Source organism: Pseudomonas fluorescens (genome assembly GCF_900215245.1).
Classification (GTDB): Bacteria; Pseudomonadota; Gammaproteobacteria; order Pseudomonadales; family Pseudomonadaceae; genus Aquipseudomonas; species Aquipseudomonas fluorescens.
The window spans coordinates 2,423,058-2,439,143 of record NZ_LT907842.1 but is presented as its reverse complement, the minus strand read 5'-3'; the positions used below and the strand labels follow the sequence as shown (position 1 = coordinate 2,439,143).

At 60.5% G+C, this 16,086-nt stretch carries 14 protein-coding genes and 1 tRNA gene; 4 read left to right on the top strand and 11 right to left on the bottom strand.

Annotated features, from left to right (window positions below; all coding sequences use genetic code 11):
- Positions 1-416: 416 nt before the first annotated feature.
- Entirely contained in the window at positions 417-782 is a 366-nt protein-coding gene (locus CPH89_RS11255; protein ID WP_053253777.1) for a response regulator, read from the bottom strand.
- Positions 783-811: 29 nt separating this feature from the next.
- The gene (locus CPH89_RS11250; protein WP_053253776.1) at positions 812-1,507 is read right to left on the bottom strand and encodes a Crp/Fnr family transcriptional regulator; all 696 of its coding nucleotides are present in this window, start codon (positions 1,505-1,507) and stop codon (positions 812-814) included.
- An 83-nt stretch (positions 1,508-1,590) separates the two neighbouring features.
- Between CPH89_RS11250 and CPH89_RS11245 the strand changes: the two genes are divergently transcribed.
- Positions 1,591-2,118 (top strand): Mpo1 family 2-hydroxy fatty acid dioxygenase, encoded by a 528-nt coding sequence (locus tag CPH89_RS11245; RefSeq protein WP_053253775.1) that lies wholly within the window; start codon positions 1,591-1,593, stop codon positions 2,116-2,118.
- A 108-nt stretch (positions 2,119-2,226) separates the two neighbouring features.
- Here CPH89_RS11245 and CPH89_RS11240 read toward each other — a convergent pair whose 3' ends face one another.
- The 6 genes from CPH89_RS11240 to dibA all read right to left on the bottom strand — a co-directional run bounded on the left by CPH89_RS11240 (position 2,227) and on the right by dibA (position 8,587).
- Positions 2,227-3,207, bottom strand: a complete 981-nt coding sequence (locus tag CPH89_RS11240) for a sulfate/molybdate ABC transporter ATP-binding protein (RefSeq protein ID WP_053253774.1) — start codon at positions 3,205-3,207, stop codon at positions 2,227-2,229.
- Between the two features lie 3 nt (positions 3,208-3,210).
- Positions 3,211-4,083: a sulfate ABC transporter permease subunit CysW gene (cysW, locus tag CPH89_RS11235; RefSeq protein ID WP_053253773.1), complete on the bottom strand. Its 873-nt coding sequence runs from the start codon at positions 4,081-4,083 to the stop codon at positions 3,211-3,213.
- A gap of 13 nt (positions 4,084-4,096) precedes the next feature.
- On the bottom strand, positions 4,097-4,915 hold the full coding sequence (gene cysT, locus CPH89_RS11230) for a sulfate ABC transporter permease subunit CysT (protein WP_053253772.1): 819 nt from the start codon (positions 4,913-4,915) through the stop codon (positions 4,097-4,099).
- A gap of 198 nt (positions 4,916-5,113) precedes the next feature.
- A complete protein-coding gene (locus tag CPH89_RS11225; protein ID WP_053253771.1) occupies positions 5,114-6,124 on the bottom strand; it encodes a sulfate ABC transporter substrate-binding protein in 1,011 nt (336 codons plus the stop codon).
- A gap of 65 nt (positions 6,125-6,189) precedes the next feature.
- Positions 6,190-6,372 (bottom strand): sulfur starvation response protein OscA, encoded by a 183-nt coding sequence (gene oscA, locus CPH89_RS11220; protein ID WP_003170956.1) that lies wholly within the window; start codon positions 6,370-6,372, stop codon positions 6,190-6,192.
- Positions 6,373-6,673: 301 nt separating this feature from the next.
- On the bottom strand, positions 6,674-8,587 hold the full coding sequence (gene dibA / locus CPH89_RS11215; RefSeq protein ID WP_053253770.1) for a phosphodiesterase DibA: 1,914 nt from the start codon (positions 8,585-8,587) through the stop codon (positions 6,674-6,676).
- 166 nt (positions 8,588-8,753) lie between these two features.
- On the opposite strand from dibA, the gene desA reads away from it, so the two are divergent.
- Both desA and CPH89_RS11205 read left to right on the top strand, forming a co-directional pair.
- Complete coding sequence (gene desA / locus CPH89_RS11210) at positions 8,754-9,938, top strand: delta-9 fatty acid desaturase DesA (protein WP_053253769.1); 1,185 nt, start codon at positions 8,754-8,756, stop codon at positions 9,936-9,938.
- Positions 9,939-10,125: 187 nt separating this feature from the next.
- Positions 10,126-11,127, top strand: coding sequence for a sensor domain-containing diguanylate cyclase (locus CPH89_RS11205; RefSeq protein WP_053253768.1), 1,002 nt, complete (start codon positions 10,126-10,128; stop codon positions 11,125-11,127).
- A 35-nt stretch (positions 11,128-11,162) separates the two neighbouring features.
- Here the strand turns inward: CPH89_RS11205 and CPH89_RS11200 are convergent, their stop codons facing one another.
- The 3 genes from CPH89_RS11200 to gabD all read right to left on the bottom strand — a co-directional run bounded on the left by CPH89_RS11200 (position 11,163) and on the right by gabD (position 15,412).
- The gene (locus CPH89_RS11200; RefSeq protein ID WP_053253767.1) at positions 11,163-12,371 is read right to left on the bottom strand and encodes an HDOD domain-containing protein; all 1,209 of its coding nucleotides are present in this window, start codon (positions 12,369-12,371) and stop codon (positions 11,163-11,165) included.
- A 139-nt stretch (positions 12,372-12,510) separates the two neighbouring features.
- Positions 12,511-13,788: a 4-aminobutyrate--2-oxoglutarate transaminase gene (gabT, locus tag CPH89_RS11195; RefSeq protein ID WP_053253766.1), complete on the bottom strand. Its 1,278-nt coding sequence runs from the start codon at positions 13,786-13,788 to the stop codon at positions 12,511-12,513.
- 181 nt (positions 13,789-13,969) lie between these two features.
- Positions 13,970-15,412: an NADP-dependent succinate-semialdehyde dehydrogenase gene (gabD, locus tag CPH89_RS11190; protein WP_017136690.1), complete on the bottom strand. Its 1,443-nt coding sequence runs from the start codon at positions 15,410-15,412 to the stop codon at positions 13,970-13,972.
- A 371-nt stretch (positions 15,413-15,783) separates the two neighbouring features.
- Between gabD and CPH89_RS11185 the strand changes: the two genes are divergently transcribed.
- Positions 15,784-15,860 (top strand) — tRNA-Arg (locus tag CPH89_RS11185).
- Positions 15,861-16,086 lie beyond the last annotated feature (226 nt).

The following is a 16,086-nucleotide window of genomic DNA, read 5'->3' as shown; positions in this document are numbered from 1 at the left end:
ATCGCGGGCAAGCCCGGCTCCCACAGGTTGACTGTGTTCACGCTGGCTTGCCTGCGATGGCGGCAGGGCGATTTTGGGTGACTGTGAGGGCCCCTTCGGGAGCAAGCCCCCTCCCACATTTTGATGGGTGAACCCAGTCAACTGTGGGAGCTGGCTTGCCTGCGATGGCTGCAGGGAGATTTTGGGTGACTATGAGGGCCTCTTCGGGAGCAAGCCCCCTCCTACATTTTGATGGGTGAACCCAGTCAACTGTGGGAGCTGGCTTGCCTGCGATGGCGGTAGGGCGATTTTGGGTGACTGTGAGGGCCCCTTCGGGAGCAAGCCCCCTCCCACATTTTGATGGGTGAACCCAGTCAACTGTGGGAGCTGGCTTGCCTGCGATGGCGATAGCCCCGGCACCCCATTAACTGGATCAGTCAGCGCCCACGATCACGGCGTAATAACTTCCTGACCCGCGCCACCAACGCCTTGGCATCGAACGGCTTGAGCAAATAATCATCCTCATGCAATTCCAGGCCACGCAGTCGGTCTTCAATCCCGCCTGGTGTGGTCAAGAACAACATCGGCGTCTGCCCCTTCAACCGAATCGCCTGCTGCAACTTCCAGGCATTCAAGCCCGGCAGCATTACATCCAGGATAACCAGGTCGTACTCGGTGCTTTCCACGAAACGCAACGCCGCCATGCCATTGGCCGCGACTTCCACGGTGTAGCTCGCCTCGTTCAAGCCCTGGGCCATCCGCTGTGCTTCTTCGGATTCATGTTCCACTAACAGCACACGCATAACACACCTCGATTAATCAGGTTGGCAGGCTAACACCCTGGCGCGTGCGCCGCCTCACGCAGTCGCTGGGCATCGAGGATTTCGATCTCGCCATAGCCCAGGCGCACGATGCCCTGGGTTTGCAGCTCCTTGAGCAACGCATTGGTGGTCTGGCGCGACAGACTCAACATCGCCGCCAGGTCTTCCTGGGGCAGTTGCACACTGCTTCTGGAGGGTTGGATATCCCCGTAACCCTCAACAATCATCAATAAACGGTGGGCCAGTCGAACCGAGGCCGGCATCAGGCTGAGGTGTTCGAGGCCGATGAAACTCAGGCGCAGTTTCTGGCTCATCAGCAACGCCAGGTCGCGCCAATATTGCGGGGTTTCATCCAGGATGTTCAACAACGCGCGTTGCGGCACCTGCAACAGCGTGCACGGCCCGACCGCGCAGGCATCGTGGGTACGCGGCAGGCCGTCGAACAGGCAGATTTCGCCGAACCAGTAAGGCAGCTCGACCTGACTCAATACCGCCTCCTTGCCGTGCTCATTCACGGCGCTGATGCGCAGCGTGCCGTCGAGCACTGCGTACAGGCCGCACGGCGGGTCGCCGCGTTTGAACAGGTATTGCCCCGCCGCCAGCTGCCGCTGCCGGGCGTGGGCCAGCAGGCTATGCTGAAAAGAACCCGGCAGGTGGCTGAACCAATGGCCCGTGGCCAACTGCGCGTGCCATTTCTCTGTGTGCATGACAACTCCGAAGATTGTCGCCCAGCTGACAGTCAGTCGCAGGCTGACAGGGCATGATCAACCATCCTACAGGAGGAACAACAATGAAAAGCCTCGTCGACCATCTCAGTCAATATGCCGCCTACCATCGCGACCCGCGCAATATCGCCAGCCATTTTATCGGCATCCCGCTGATTGTGGTGGCGGTGGCCGTGCTGCTGTCACGCCCGGAATGGGCAGTGGGCGCACTCTGGCTGTCGCCTGCGGTGATGCTGGCGTTGTTTTCAGCGTGGTTTTACCTGCGCCTGGAATGGCCCCTGGGCGTGCTGATGACGGTGCTGATGGGCTTGTCGGTGTGGGCCGGGCACGTGCTGGCGGCGCAGAGCACGATGGTGTGGCTCAGCAGCGGCATCGGCATGTTTGTGGTGGGCTGGGTGATTCAGTTTGTCGGCCACTATTACGAAGGCAAGAAACCGGCGTTTGTGGATGACGTGTCGGGGCTGATCGTCGGGCCGTTGTTTGTGGTGGCAGAGCTGGCGTTCATGCTGGGGTTGCGCGATGACCTGAAGCAGCAGATCGAACGGCGGGCAGGGCCGGTGCAGCGCCGTGATCTAAAGCCGAGCAAGGTCTAAATGTGGGAGCGGGCTTGCTCGCGAAAGCGGTGTATCAGTCGGTATATCTGTTGACTGACACCCTGCATTCGCGAGCAAGCCCGCTCCCACAGGGGTTTTGCAGTGGGCTCAGGCTTTCTGCCAGACCTTGGGCTTGAAGAACAGCGTCTCGCCACGGGCCAGGCCGGTGAGGCTGTCGTGGTCTTTCACCACTTCAGCTTCAATCAGCTCGCTCTGGCCTTCCACCTTCAAGGTCACCCGTGTAGTCGCACCCAGCGGACGAATATCACGCACTTCAGCCGCATGGTGGTCTTCCAGCTCATGGCGCGACAGCGACACTTCGTGCGGGCGGAACAGCACGTGCTTGTCCTCACCCAGGTGCAGGCGGTTGGAGTCGCCGAGGAAGTGGTACACAAAATCGCTGGCCGGGTTTTCGTAGACGTCGCCCGGTGAGCCGATCTGCTCGATCACGCCCTTGTTCATCACCACGATACGGTCGGCGACTTCCATGGCCTCTTCCTGGTCGTGGGTCACAAACACCGACGTCAGGTTGATGTCTTCGTGCAGGCGCGCCAGCCAGCGGCGCAGTTCTTTACGGACCTTGGCGTCGAGGGCGCCGAACGGTTCGTCCAGCAGCAAGACTTTGGGCTCCACCGCCAGCGCACGGGCCAGGGCAATACGCTGGCGCTGGCCGCCGGACAGTTGCTCCGGGTAGCGATCAGACAACCAATCGAGCTGCACCATGTTCAGCAGTTCGTGAACCTTGGCCGCAATCTGGGTTTCGCTCGGGCGCTGGTTTTTCGGCTTCATGCGCAGGCCGAAGGCGACGTTGTCGAACACCGTCATGTGGCGGAACAACGCGTAGTGCTGGAACACAAACCCGACGTTGCGATCCCGCACGTCGTGGCCGGACACGTCTTCACCGTGGAACACAATGCTGCCGTCATCCGGGGTTTCCAGCCCGGCGATGATGCGCAGCAAGGTAGTCTTACCGCAGCCGGACGGGCCCAGCAACGCCACCAGCTCGCCACTCTGGATGTCCAGATTGATGCTGTTCAGGGCCTTGAAGGCGTTGAAATTCTTGCTGACATTACGGACTTCAATCGACATGACTTATTCCTCACCGGCGCTTTTGCGCAGGCGGTTGATACGGTTCTCGCTCCACTGCTTGAGCAGCAGGATGAAGAGCGCCAGGATCAGCAACAGGCTCGCGACGGCAAACGCGGCGACATGGTTGTATTCGTTGTAGAGGATCTCGACGTGCAGCGGCAGGGTGTTGGTGACGCCGCGAATGTGGCCGGACACCACCGACACCGCGCCGAACTCACCCATCGCCCGTGCGGTACACAGCACCACGCCGTAGATCAGGCCCCATTTGATGTTCGGCACGGTCACGTGCCAGAACATCTGCCAGCCATTGGCACCGAGCAGGCGCGCGGCCTCTTCTTCCTGGGTGCCCTGCTCCTGCATCAGCGGGATCAGCTCACGGGCCACAAACGGCACCGTCACGAAAATGGTCGCCAGCACAATGCCCGGCAAGGCGAACACGATCTGGATGTCATGCGCCTGCAGCCACGGGCCGAAGAAGCCCTGGGCGCCGAACATCAGCACATAGACCAGGCCGGCGATCACCGGCGACACCGAAAACGGCAGGTCGATCAGCGTGACCAGGATGCTCTTGCCACGGAACGAGTACTTGCTCACGCACCACGCAGCGCTGACGCCGAACACCACGTTGAGCGGCACCGAGATCACCACGGCGATCACCGTGAGCTTCAGCGCCGACAGTGCGTCGGGTTCAAGGATCGCGGTGAAGAATGCGCCGAGGCCATTCTTCAAGCCCTGGGACACCACGATAAACAACGGCAGCAGCAGGAACAGCGCAAACACCAGCCAACCCAGGCTGATCAGAATACGTCGCGACACCGCGCTGCCACGACGGGCAGCGTTGGCCGAAGACGCGGCGGAAATAGACGATTGGGACATGTTCCGCGCCTCCTTATGGACGTTCGATGCGCCGCTGCAACAAGTTGATCAGCAGCAGCAGGACAAAGGAAACCACCAGCATCAGCACGCCAATGGAGGTGGCGCCGCGGTAGTCGTATTGGTCGAGCTTGACCATGATCAGCAGCGGCAGGATCTCGGTTTTCATCGGCATGTTACCGGCGATGAAGATCACCGAACCGTACTCACCCACGCCACGCGCAAAGGCCAAAGCGAAGCCGGTCAGCCAGGCGGGCAGCAATGCAGGCACGAGGATGTAGCGGAACACCTGCAATGGCTTGGCGCCCAGGCAGGCGGCGGCTTCTTCGACTTCCCGGGGGATATCGGCCAGCACCGGCTGCACCGTGCGCACCACGAAGGGCAGTGTGACGAAGGTCAGTGCCAGGGTGATGCCCAAGGGGCTGTAGGCGATCTTGAAGCCGAGGTCGGCGGCGAACTGGCCCACCAGGCCGGTCGGCGTGTACAGCGCGGTCAGCGCGATACCGGCCACGGCAGTGGGCAGGGCAAACGGCAGGTCGATCATCGCATCGATGATCTTGCGGCCGGGGAAGGTGTAGCGCACCAGCACCCAGGCCAGCAGCGTGCCGATTACGCCGTTGATCAGCGCGGCGTACAACGCGGTGCTGAAGCTCAGTTGCAACGCCGCCAGCACACGGGGTGCGGAAATAATGGCCCAGAACTGATCCCAAGTGAGTTGAGCGGCGTGGACAAACATCGCCGCCAGGGGGATGAGTACGATCAGGCTGAGGTACACCACGGTGTAGCCCAGCGTCAGCCCGAAGCCGGGTATGACGGGGGAAATACGACGCGACATAAGAGTCCTTGGTTAAAGGTAGAAACCACTGCAGGAGCGCGCTCCTCTGTGGGAGCTGGTTTATGTGGGAGCCGGGCTTGCCCGCGATGCAGCCACCTCGGTGTGTCAGCCACACTGCGGTGATACTATCGCGGGCAAGCCCAGCTCCCACACAAGCCAGCTCACAGAGAGAAGCGGGACTCCTACAGGTACTTTGGCTTACTGCGCCGTGTAAATCTGGTCGAACACGCCACCGTCATTGAAGAATTTCGGTTGGGCAGTTTTCCAGCCGCCGAAGTCTTTGTCGATAGTCACCAGGTCCAGTTTCGGGAACTGCTGGGCGTATTTGGCAGCGACTTTCTCATCGCGTGGGCGGTAGAAGTTCTTCGCCGCAATCTCCTGGCCAGCCGGGCTGTACAGGTGTTTGAGGTATTCAGTGGCAATCTCGGTATTGCCCTTCTTCTCGGCGTTCTTGTCGACCACGGCCACCGGCGGCTCCGCGAGGATCGACAGGGACGGCACGACGATGTCGAACTTGTCGGCGCCGCCGTCTTCTTTCAACGCCAGGAACGCCTCATTTTCCCAGGCCAGCAACACGTCACCCTGACCGTTGTTGACGAAGGTGATGGTCGAGCCGCGAGCGCCGGTGTCGAGGATCGGCACATGCTTGAACAGCGCTTGAACGTATTCCTGCGCCTTGGCTTCGCTGCCGCCGGCTTTGAGGCCATAGGCCCAGGCGGCCAGGAAGTTCCAGCGGGCGCCGCCGGAGGTTTTCGGGTTCGGGGTAATCACCGAAACGTCTTGCTTGATCAGGTCGCCCCAGTCCTTGATGCCTTTAGGGTTGCCCTTGCGCACCAGGAACACGATGGTCGAGGTGTACGGCGTGCTGGCGTCCGGCAGGCGGGTTTGCCAGTTCTCCGGCAGGGTCTTGCCCAGCTTGGCGATTTCGTCGATGTCGCCGGCCAGCGCCAGGGTGACGACGTCGGCGCGCAGGCCGTCGATCACTGCACGGCCTTGCTTGCCGGAGCCACCGTGGGATTGCTGGATCTTGACGTTGTCACCGGGGTGCTCTTTCTTCCAGAAGCTGGTGAATTCAGCGTTGTAATCCTGGTACAGCTCACGGGTAGGGTCATACGAGACGTTAAGCAACTCGTAGTCCTTGGCAACTGCGGAACCGGCAAACACGGCACTGGCCAGTGCGGCGAGGGCGTAACGGCGAATCGACGACATAGAAGGCTCCTGAAATTCTGGGTGTTGGCTTTTTCTTATAATTGCGGGTCTATCGCCGTTATTGCTTAGCTCGGTTTGTTACCCGGGTTCTGCAAACGGAATTTTTCTTTGCGTTCGATCTGCACCACTTGGGCGTTATGCACAGTGATTTCCACCGCGCCGAACCGCAGGTCGCGCAAGGCGCTCTGGATCTCACGCAAAATGGCTGCTTCGTCCTGGCCGTCGACGCTACGTAGAGATGCGCTCATGGTCTCGCTCCTGAAATGAATAGTGCCTGGCAGTGGCGGCACTGCTTGCGGCGTGAGGGCGATAGTAGATAAGCGCGGATATTCTTAAAAAGACTATTTAAGAATGTTTATATAACCAGAAAGAATTTTCTGGCAGGACGTGGGGTTGCGAGGTTTTTTACGCGTGCGACACTGAAAATAAGCCATGCCGAAATCCAAAGGTGGGAGCGGGCTTGCTCGCGAATGCGGTGAATCAGTCAATACACCTGTTTCTGACAGACCGCTTTCGCGAGCAAGCCCGCTCCCACATTTTGACTGTATTTCAAGTCCTGATAGCTGGCGCACGCGCCCAATCAATTTCAGTTGCCGGCATCGGCCGCCCGAACCAATAACCTTGCCCCATATCGCACGCCTGCGCCAACAGAAACCGCGCCTGCTCCACTTGCTCAATGCCTTCGGCCTGCACCTGCATGCCCATGCTTTTGGCCAGGGCGATCACCACGCGCACGATGGCGGCGTCGTCTTCGTCCCACGGCAGCCCGGCGACAAAACCCTGGTCGATCTTGAGCTTCTGCACCGGCAAGCGCTTGAGGCGCAGCAACGATGAATAGCCAGTGCCGAAGTCATCAATGGCCAGGCGCAAGCCCAGCTCACGCAAGCGATGCAATTGCTCAAGGGCCACTTCGGGGTCATCCATCACCGCGCTTTCGGTGACTTCCAGCTCCAGAAACGCCGGATCAAGGCCCGTTTCATGCAACACTTGGGCGACTTGTTCGTACAGCTCGCGCCGGGCGAACAGACGGCTGGAGACATTCACCGCAACAAAGCTCAACGGCGCGCCCTCGGCCAACCACTGGCACATCTGGCGACAGGCCTGGTCCATCACCCAGGCGTCGATATCGGCAATCAGCCCGGTGCGCTCGGCGATGGGGATAAATTCCCCCGGCGGCACCAGGCCGCGCTCCGGGTGTTGCCAGCGCACCAGCGCTTCGACGCCGAGCAGGCGGCTGTCTTGCAGGTTATGCACAGGCTGGTAATACACACGCAGCTCTTGCTGTTCGAGGGCGCGGCGCAGTTCGCTGGCGATTTCCACGCGATTCTGCGCGTGGGCGGTCAGCTCTTCGGTGTACAACGCATACCCTTCCCGACCGACGCTCTTGGCCTTGAACAGCGCGGAATCCGCATTGCGCAGTAACTGTTGGGCGCTCAGGGCGTCACTGGGGAACAGGCTGATGCCGACGCTGGCGCTGATAAACAACTGGTTGCCGTCGAACACGAAGGGGTCTTTCATCGCATCGAGCATGCGCTGTGCGATCGCGGCAGCCTGAATCACCTGTGGACAACTTTCGGCCAGCACGGCGAACTCGTCCCCACCCAGGCGCGCCAGCGTCACGCCGGGGCCAAACAGGCCTTTGAGGCGCTCGCCCACTGCCTTGAGCAACTGATCACCGACGTTATGGCCGAGGCTGTCGTTGATGATCTTGAAGTGGTCCAGGTCCATCAACAACAACGCACAGCCACGCTTGTGCACTTGCGCCGAGGCCAGCGCCTGTTCGGCACGGTCGGTAAACAGCAGGCGGTTGGGCAGGTCGGTCAGCGGGTCGTGATGGGCGAGGTGCGCCAGTTCGTGCTCGGAGTCCTTGATGGCGCTGATATCGGAAAACACCGCGACGTGATGGCTGACCTGGCCTTGGTCGTCGTGGATCACACGGATGGTTTGCCACTGGGGATAAATCTCACCGCTTTTACGCCGGTTCCAGATTTCACCGCTCCACTCACCCTTGTCCTCCAGGGTCTGGAACATTTGCTGATAAAAATTCGACGAATGGCGCCCGGACTTGAACAGGCTGGGGCGCTCGCCCATGACGTCTTCTTGTTGGTAGCCGGTGATTTCCATGAACGCCCGGTTGACGTGCACGATCAGCCCTTGGGCGTCGGTGACCAGCACCCCTTCGCGCGTGCAATCGAACACGGCGGCCGCCTGGCGCAAGCGCTCGCGGTTTTCCTGCTGGGGTAGCTGAACTTGATGAGCGCGGACAAAACGGACGCAAATCAGGTAAATAACCAACGCGCTGAGGGCCACCCACACGTACCCGCGCACCTGCAGCCAGCGCACTAACGCGTGCGGCTCATCGAGAAAGTTGATCAATAGCTGCTGGCTGAGCTGGAGCCAAACAATGGAAACCAGCAGATATACCAGCCCCACACGCAGGGCACCTCGGTATGAAAACAGCATAGGTTCAGTAATCCTTACCAAAAAAACAAAATCGCCCTACAAAGGCTGCGGATTATAGAATAAGAAACATCCAGTCACTCCTATCTGAAAGGGCGGCTGGTTTTCTCTGTAGGCTTAGTGATAATGCGTGAGCTGTTTTTTTCTTTATCTGAGGGCCATACAGCCTATGTGGTACAACGGTTTTCTTGACCTGTCAGCCTGGCAACTGGTGGCGGTCACTCTGTTGATGACCCATGTGACCATCGTTGGGGTCACGGTCTATCTGCACCGCTATTCAGCCCACCGCTCCCTGGAGCTCAATGCCGGCCTGAAACACTTCTTCCGCTTCTGGCTGTGGCTGACCACGGCACAGAACACCCGCGAGTGGACCGCTATCCACCGTAAACACCACGCCAAATGTGAAACCGTCGACGACCCGCACAGCCCGGTCATCAAGGGTTTGTCCACCGTGCTGCGCAAAGGCGCCGAGCTGTACCGCGCCGAAGCCGAGAACCCCGAGACCCTGCGCATCTACGGCAAGAACTGCCCGGACGACTGGATCGAACGCAAACTCTACACGCCCTACCCGCTGCTGGGCGTGGCGATCATGGGCGTGATCGACCTGCTGCTGTTCGGCACCATCGGCATCACCATCTGGGCGATCCAGATGATGTGGATTCCGTTCTGGGCAGCCGGTGTCATCAACGGCCTGGGGCATGCCATCGGCTATCGCAACTTCGAATGCCGCGACGCAGCGACCAACCTGGTGCCATGGGGCATCATCGTCGGTGGCGAAGAACTGCACAACAACCACCACACCTACCCGAACTCGGCCAAGCTGTCGGTCAAGAAGTGGGAATTCGACCTCGGCTGGGCGTGGATCAAAGTGTTCAGCTTCCTGCGCCTGGCCAAGGTGCAACGCGTCGCGCCTATCGCGCACCGCGTGGAGGGTAAAGGCAACCTGGACATGGACACCGCCATGGCGATCCTCAACAACCGTTTCCAGATCATGGCCCAATACCGCAAGCTGGTGATCGGCCCGCTGGTCAAGCAGGAGCTGGAGAAGGTCGATCATTCGGTCCGCCACCAGTTCCACCGTGCCAAACGCCTGCTGTCACGGGAAACCAGCCTGCTGGATGACCGCCACCACGTGCGTATCCAGAGCATGCTGGAACACAGCCATGCATTGACGGTGATCTACGAAAAACGCCTGGCGTTGCAGCAGATCTGGCTGAAGACCAGTTCCAATGGCCACGATATGCTGGCGGCGATCAAGGAATGGGTGCACGAGGCCGAAGCCAGTGGCATCCAGTCCCTGCGTGATTTTGCCCACCAACTGAAGACCTATTCGCTGCGCCCTGCAGCGGTCTGACGGCACTGTGGGAGGGCCACCCCTCCCACACACCCTCTTTCTGGCGCCATTTTCCGGGCACCGCCAATCCGTGACGATCACGGAACTTCACTGCAATTCCCCTCTCTCAAAGAACACTTCGCCATCATGGTGACCCTTGTAGTGACCGCTGTTCCATCCTGCGGCGCGCCCAGAGAGAGTTGTACCGATGGTCCACGAAAAGCCCTACCTACCCGACGCCCCCACTGCTGAGCCTCCTCGCCCAGCCGCGGCGGCCACCCTGTTGGCGCTGATGCACGCCCAGGGTGAAGTCGAACGGTTGAGCGAGCGCGAGCAATTGCTGAGCTCACTGCTGGTCAGTGTGAATGCCGTGCTGTGGGCCATTGATTGGCAAACGCGTCGCGTGCTGTATGTGAGCCCTGCCTACGAGCGGGTGTTCGGCCGGTCGGCCGGTTTGCTGTTGGCCGATTACCGCGAATGGCGCAACAGCATCCACCCTGAAGACCTCGACTATGCCGAACACAGCCTCGCTCGCGTGCTGGAGCACGGTGCCGTGGAGGACCGCGAGTACCGCATCATCACGGCTGACGGGCACATTCGTTGGCTGAGCGACAAATGCTATATCAACCAGCAGGTCGAGCCCGGTGCGCCAACAATCGTGGTCGGCATGGCCGAGGACATCACCGAAAAGAAACAGATGGCCTTGGAGCTGCACCGCCTGGCCACCACCGACGTGCTGACCCAGAGCAGCAACCGCAGGCATTTTTTCGAGTGCGCCAATCAAGCCTTCGACAACGCCTGCGCCCAAGGCGCGCCGCTGGCATTCCTGTTGCTGGACATTGATGACTTCAAAGACGTCAACGACAGCTACGGCCATCTGGAGGGCGATCAGGTGTTGCGGCGTATCGCCGAGAGCGGTCGGGGCGTATTGCGCCGTGGCGACCTGTTCGGGCGTATTGGCGGCGAAGAGTTCGCCGCCGTGCTGCCGGGGTGTGCGCCGGAGATGGCGATGCAGGTGGCTGAACGCCTGGGCAAGGAAATCCAGGCATTGAGTTTCAGCTGTGAAGGCAGGGCGTTTACCGTGACCGTCAGCCAGGGCTTGGCCAACCTGTGTGAAGACGACTCAACCCTGGACAGCCTGTTCGCGCGGGCCGATACCGCCATGTACGAGGCAAAGCGCCAGGGCAAAAACCGCGTGGTAGCCGGCTAGCACTGATCAGAAGCGGGGATCGGGGTATTTTTTTCTCAGGTTTTACGCACCCGCATCAGCTCCGACAGGCCCACTTTCAGCAACCGCGCAGTCTTGCCTTTGGCGAGTTCTTCAAGCCCTTCATGCTCGGTCAGGCGCGCCATTTGCGCCGCCAGGTTCACCACCAGCGCTTCGCGCGAATACACCCCGCCTTCGAGTGAATAAGTCGCCGCGATCAACTGACGCAGCTCCAACGGCAAGCGCCAACGCGTGCGCAACGCCGACCCATAGGCCGCGCCAAAGGTGAACAGCGACTCGCCAATCACTTCGTCATCCAACGCACCACCGCCCAGGCGCCAATCTTCCAGGCAGCGCAACAGCGCCAAGTCCCCCAGCCGGTGCAGGATACCGGCGCTGTAACAGCGCTCGTGGTCCAGATCCAGCATACGCGCGAGGCGGCGGGCATAGTCGGCAGTGGCCTGGGACAACTGCCAGTGGCGCTCGGCGTAGGCCACCAGTGCCGGATCGCCCAATACCACGTTGTGCTTGAGGGTCAGGCCCAGGATCAGGTTCATGCTCTGCCCGGGCACCAGCGAGTGCAGCGCGGCCGGCAGGTGTTGTACCGGTGAGCCATGCTGCCCGGCGCTGTTGGCCGCGGCGATGAGCACGGCGGTGATTTGCGGGTCCATGCGTACCCGATCTTCCAGGCACTGGAGGTCCAGGCCATCCGGCCCCAGGCTCTGTTGCACCGCCGCCTTCACGTCGACCCACAACGGTGCGCCGTCGCAGGCGTCGCGTCGGCGCTCCAGGAACACCGGCAAGGTCATGCCCGGCGCCAACGGAGGGATTTCGCAATACACGCTTTCGCCTTCATTGAGCAGCAGGTCTTGCAGCCGCTGGGTCAGGCCGTCCATGTCCAGGGGTTTGGTCAGGTACGCCGTGGGCGCCAGGGGCAAGGCTTCGCGTACGCTGGCACTGTCATTGCGAGTGCTCAGCAAAATAAACGGCAGCGCGGGCGAGCGGCGCTTCTGGCGCACGTTGCGCAGCAGGCTCAGGCCATCGATGCCCGGCAGCTCCCAATCCGCCAGGATCAGGTCGTAGGCTTTTTCTTGCAGCAGCGTGGCAGCTTGCTGCCCATCGGCACACACGTCCAGCCGTGCGTCGCAGCGCACATTCAACAACACTTGCTTGAGCAGATCCCGCGACCAAGGGTCCGCCTCGGCAATCAACACTCGGGGTACAGCCGGTAAATCAACAGCAGTCATCCAGCACGCTCCATCGGCAATGCCTGCACCTTAGACAATCAAGCTGCCTACATACAATGAACAAGGCCTGAATGTGCTGCACCCGGCACAAAAAAACCCGCCGAAGCGGGTTTTTTCTGTCGATCAGGTCAGTGTCCGCTTACAGCTCGGAGAAGCACTCTTCGATGATCGCCAAGCCTTTGTCCAATTGCTCGTCCGGCGAAGTCAGCGGGACCAGCACGCGCAACACGTTGCCGTAGGTGCCGCAGGACAGCAGGATCAGGCCCTTGTCGCGCGCTTTGGCGACCACGGCGGCAACAGCAGCGGCGTTCGGCTTGTGGCTGTCGCCATCTTCGAACAGCTCGACCGCAATCATCGCGCCCAGGGCACGCACTTCACCGATCACCGGGTACTTGGCTTGAATGGCTTTGAGGCCCGTCACCAAGCGCTCGCCGACCGCCTTGCAACGGTCAAGCAGGTGCTCTTCTTCGAACACTTCCATCACCGCCAAGGCAGCAGCGCAAGCGATCGGGCTACCGGCATAGGTGCCGCCCAGGCCACCTGGGGCGATAGCGTCCATATATTCCGCCTTGCCGCACACACCGGCCAGCGGGAAGCCACCGGCGATGGATTTGGCGAAGGTGGTCAGGTCGGCAGCCACGCCCATCTGTTCCATGGCGAAGAACGTACCGGTACGGCCGGCACCGGTTTGCACTTCGTCGGCGATCAGCAGGATGCCGTGCTTGTCACACAGTTCACGCAGACGCTTCATGAACGATTTCGGCGCGACGTAGAAACCGCCCTCGCCCTGCACCGGCTCGATGATGACGGCCGCGATATCACGCGGCTCGGCATCGTTTTTGAAGATGCGTTCGATGCTCGCAATGGAGTCGTCATCACTGACGCCGTGCAGTTCGTTAGGGAACAGCGCACGGAACACACCGCCTGGCATCAGGCCCATGCCGGCCGAGTAAGGCACGACTTTGCCGGTCAGGCCCAGGGTCATCATGGTGCGGCCGTGGTAGGCGCCGGTGAAGGCGATCACGCCGGCACGGCCGGTCGCGGCACGCGCGATTTTCACGGCGTTTTCAACGGCTTCAGAACCGGTGGTGACCAGCAGGGTTTTCTTGGCGAAGTCGCCTGGCACCTTGGCGTTGATTTTTTCGCACAGCTCCACGTACGGCTCGTAGGCCAATACCTGGAAGCACGTGTGGGTCAGCTTGTTCAGTTGCTCGGTCACGGCGGCGATGATTTTCGGGTGCACGTGGCCGGTGTTCAGCACGGCGATACCGCCGGCGAAATCGATGAACTCGCGACCTTCAACGTCGGTCACGGTGGCGTTCTTTGCCGACTCGGCGAAGATCGGGTGAATCTGGCCAACACCGCGTGGTACAGCGGCTTCGCGGCGTTTCATCAGGGATGCGTTGGTCTTGCTCATAAAGTCCTCATTCGCCACTCATCGGGTGGCGGGGTCCAAGGAATACGTGGCGGGGAGGCAACTACGGCAGCATGCGATGATCGACTGCCACAGCTTTCCCGGCCACTACGAATAACGTCTTGAAACACGCAAAGGGTCAGCGCTCTCGTGCCCTTTGCGTTTACTGCAATCCCTTCCCGGCTTAGATGCCCAGGCAGAGGTATTTGATTTCCAGGTAATCCTCGATCCCGTACTTGGAGCCTTCACGGCCCAGGCCCGAGGCCTTGATGCCGCCGAACGGCGCCACTTCGTTGGAGATCAACCCGGTATTGACGCCGACCATGCCGTATTCCAGGGCTTCGGCCACACGGAACACACGGCCCAGGTCGCGGGCATAGAAGTAGGAGGCCAGGCCGAACTCGGTGTCGTTGGACATCGCGATCACTTCAGCTTCGTCTTTGAAGCGGAACAGCGGCGCCAGCGGGCCGAAGGTCTCTTCCTTGGCGACAGCCGCGTCTTTGGGCACATTCACCAGAATAGTCGGTTCGAAGAAGTTGCCTTCCATGACCTTGCCACCGGCCAGCAGCTTGGCGCCTTTGCTCAGGGCATCAGCAATGTGCTCCTGAACCTTGGCCACGGCTTTTTCGTCGATCAGCGGGCCAGTGGTGGTGCCTTCTTCCAGACCGTTGCCGATCTTGAGTTTGGCCACAGCCACCTTGAGTTTTTCCGCGAACGCGTCGTACACCGAATCCTGGATGTACAGGCGGTTGGCGCAGACGCAGGTCTGACCGTTGTTGCGGTACTTGGAAATGATCGCGCCTTCGACGGCCTTATCCAGGTCCGCGTCGTCGAACACGATGAACGGCGCGTTGCCGCCCAGCTCCAGGGAGACTTTCTTGATGTCCTTGGCGCATTCAGCCATCAACTGGCGACCGATTTCGGTCGAGCCGGTGAAGGACAATTTACGCACGATCGGGTTGCTGGTCAGCTCGCTGCCGATATCGCCGGCGCTGCCGGAAACCACGCTGAACACCCCTTTTGGAATGCCCGCACGCTGGGCCAGTTCAGCCAGGGCAAACGCCGAAAACGGGGTTTGCGAAGCCGGCTTGAGCACCATGGTGCAACCGGCGGCCAGGGCCGGGCCGGCTTTGCGGGTGATCATCGCGGCCGGGAAGTTCCACGGCGTGATGGCGGCGGTAACGCCGATCGGCTGCTTGATCACGATCAGGCGCTTGTCCGGCTGGTGGCCGGGAATCACATCACCGTAGACGCGCTTGGCTTCTTCGGCGAACCACTCGATAAACGAGGCCGCGTAGACGATTTCGCCTTTGGCTTCGGCCAACGGCTTACCTTGTTCCAGGGTCATGAGGCGAGCCAGGTCATCCTGGTTCTCGATGATCAGCTCGAACCAGCGACGCAGCTTATTGGCGCGGTCTTTGGCGGTCAGTGCACGCCAGGCCGGCAGGGCCTTATCAGCCGCTTCGATGGCGCGGCGGGTTTCAGCAGCGCCCATCTTCGGCACGGTGCCGAGAATTTCGCCCGTGGCAGGGTTATTGACCTTGATGGTTTGACCATTGTCCGCATCGACCCAAGCGCCATCGATAAAGGCTTGTTGGCGGAACAACTGGGTATCTTTGAGCTGCATGTCGGCTTTCCTTAACAGCACCGCGCGCACGCGGAGCGAATTAGAGTTGTTGAAAGGCGCCTTGTGGGCTGCCGTCAGGGAAATCAGCCCCAGCGCGCAAGCATGAGTGAATAGCACGCGGGAGACAGAGCGTTTGAAATCTCAAACGAATCCTAGGATCAATGGGGGTACAGGGCAATAGTCTGTTCGAAAAAAAGAACGAAAACCGCGCATTTGCCGAATCTTTCTGATCAGCGTGATTCAACCAGGTTCCAACGTATTGACCACCGGGCCCCGGCGCAGGGCCTCGGTTGAGCAAATTCCTACCTATAAACGGCCAAAGACCGGCATGGACGCCCAAGGGCGACATGGGTATGATGTCGCCCGCACAAGCATCCGTAGCTCAGCTGGATAGAGTACTGCCCTCCGAAGGCAGGGGTCGTGGGTTCGAATCCCGCCGGGTGCACCATATAGCAGTCTCGGGCTGTCTCAGACAGTCTACGAAACACCCCAAGAAGCCCGCCCTGTGCGGGCTTTCTTGTTTCTGGCTATTCGTCCCTGCCTACCCCTGTAACTTCCCGCCGTGTATGCCCACATTTATGCTTTGAGATTCCTATAACTGGAGGCATACAGGAAGTGAAGCGCACTGAAATCAAACGCCGCCCCTTAGCAGACACCACGCTTGCAGGCCTGGA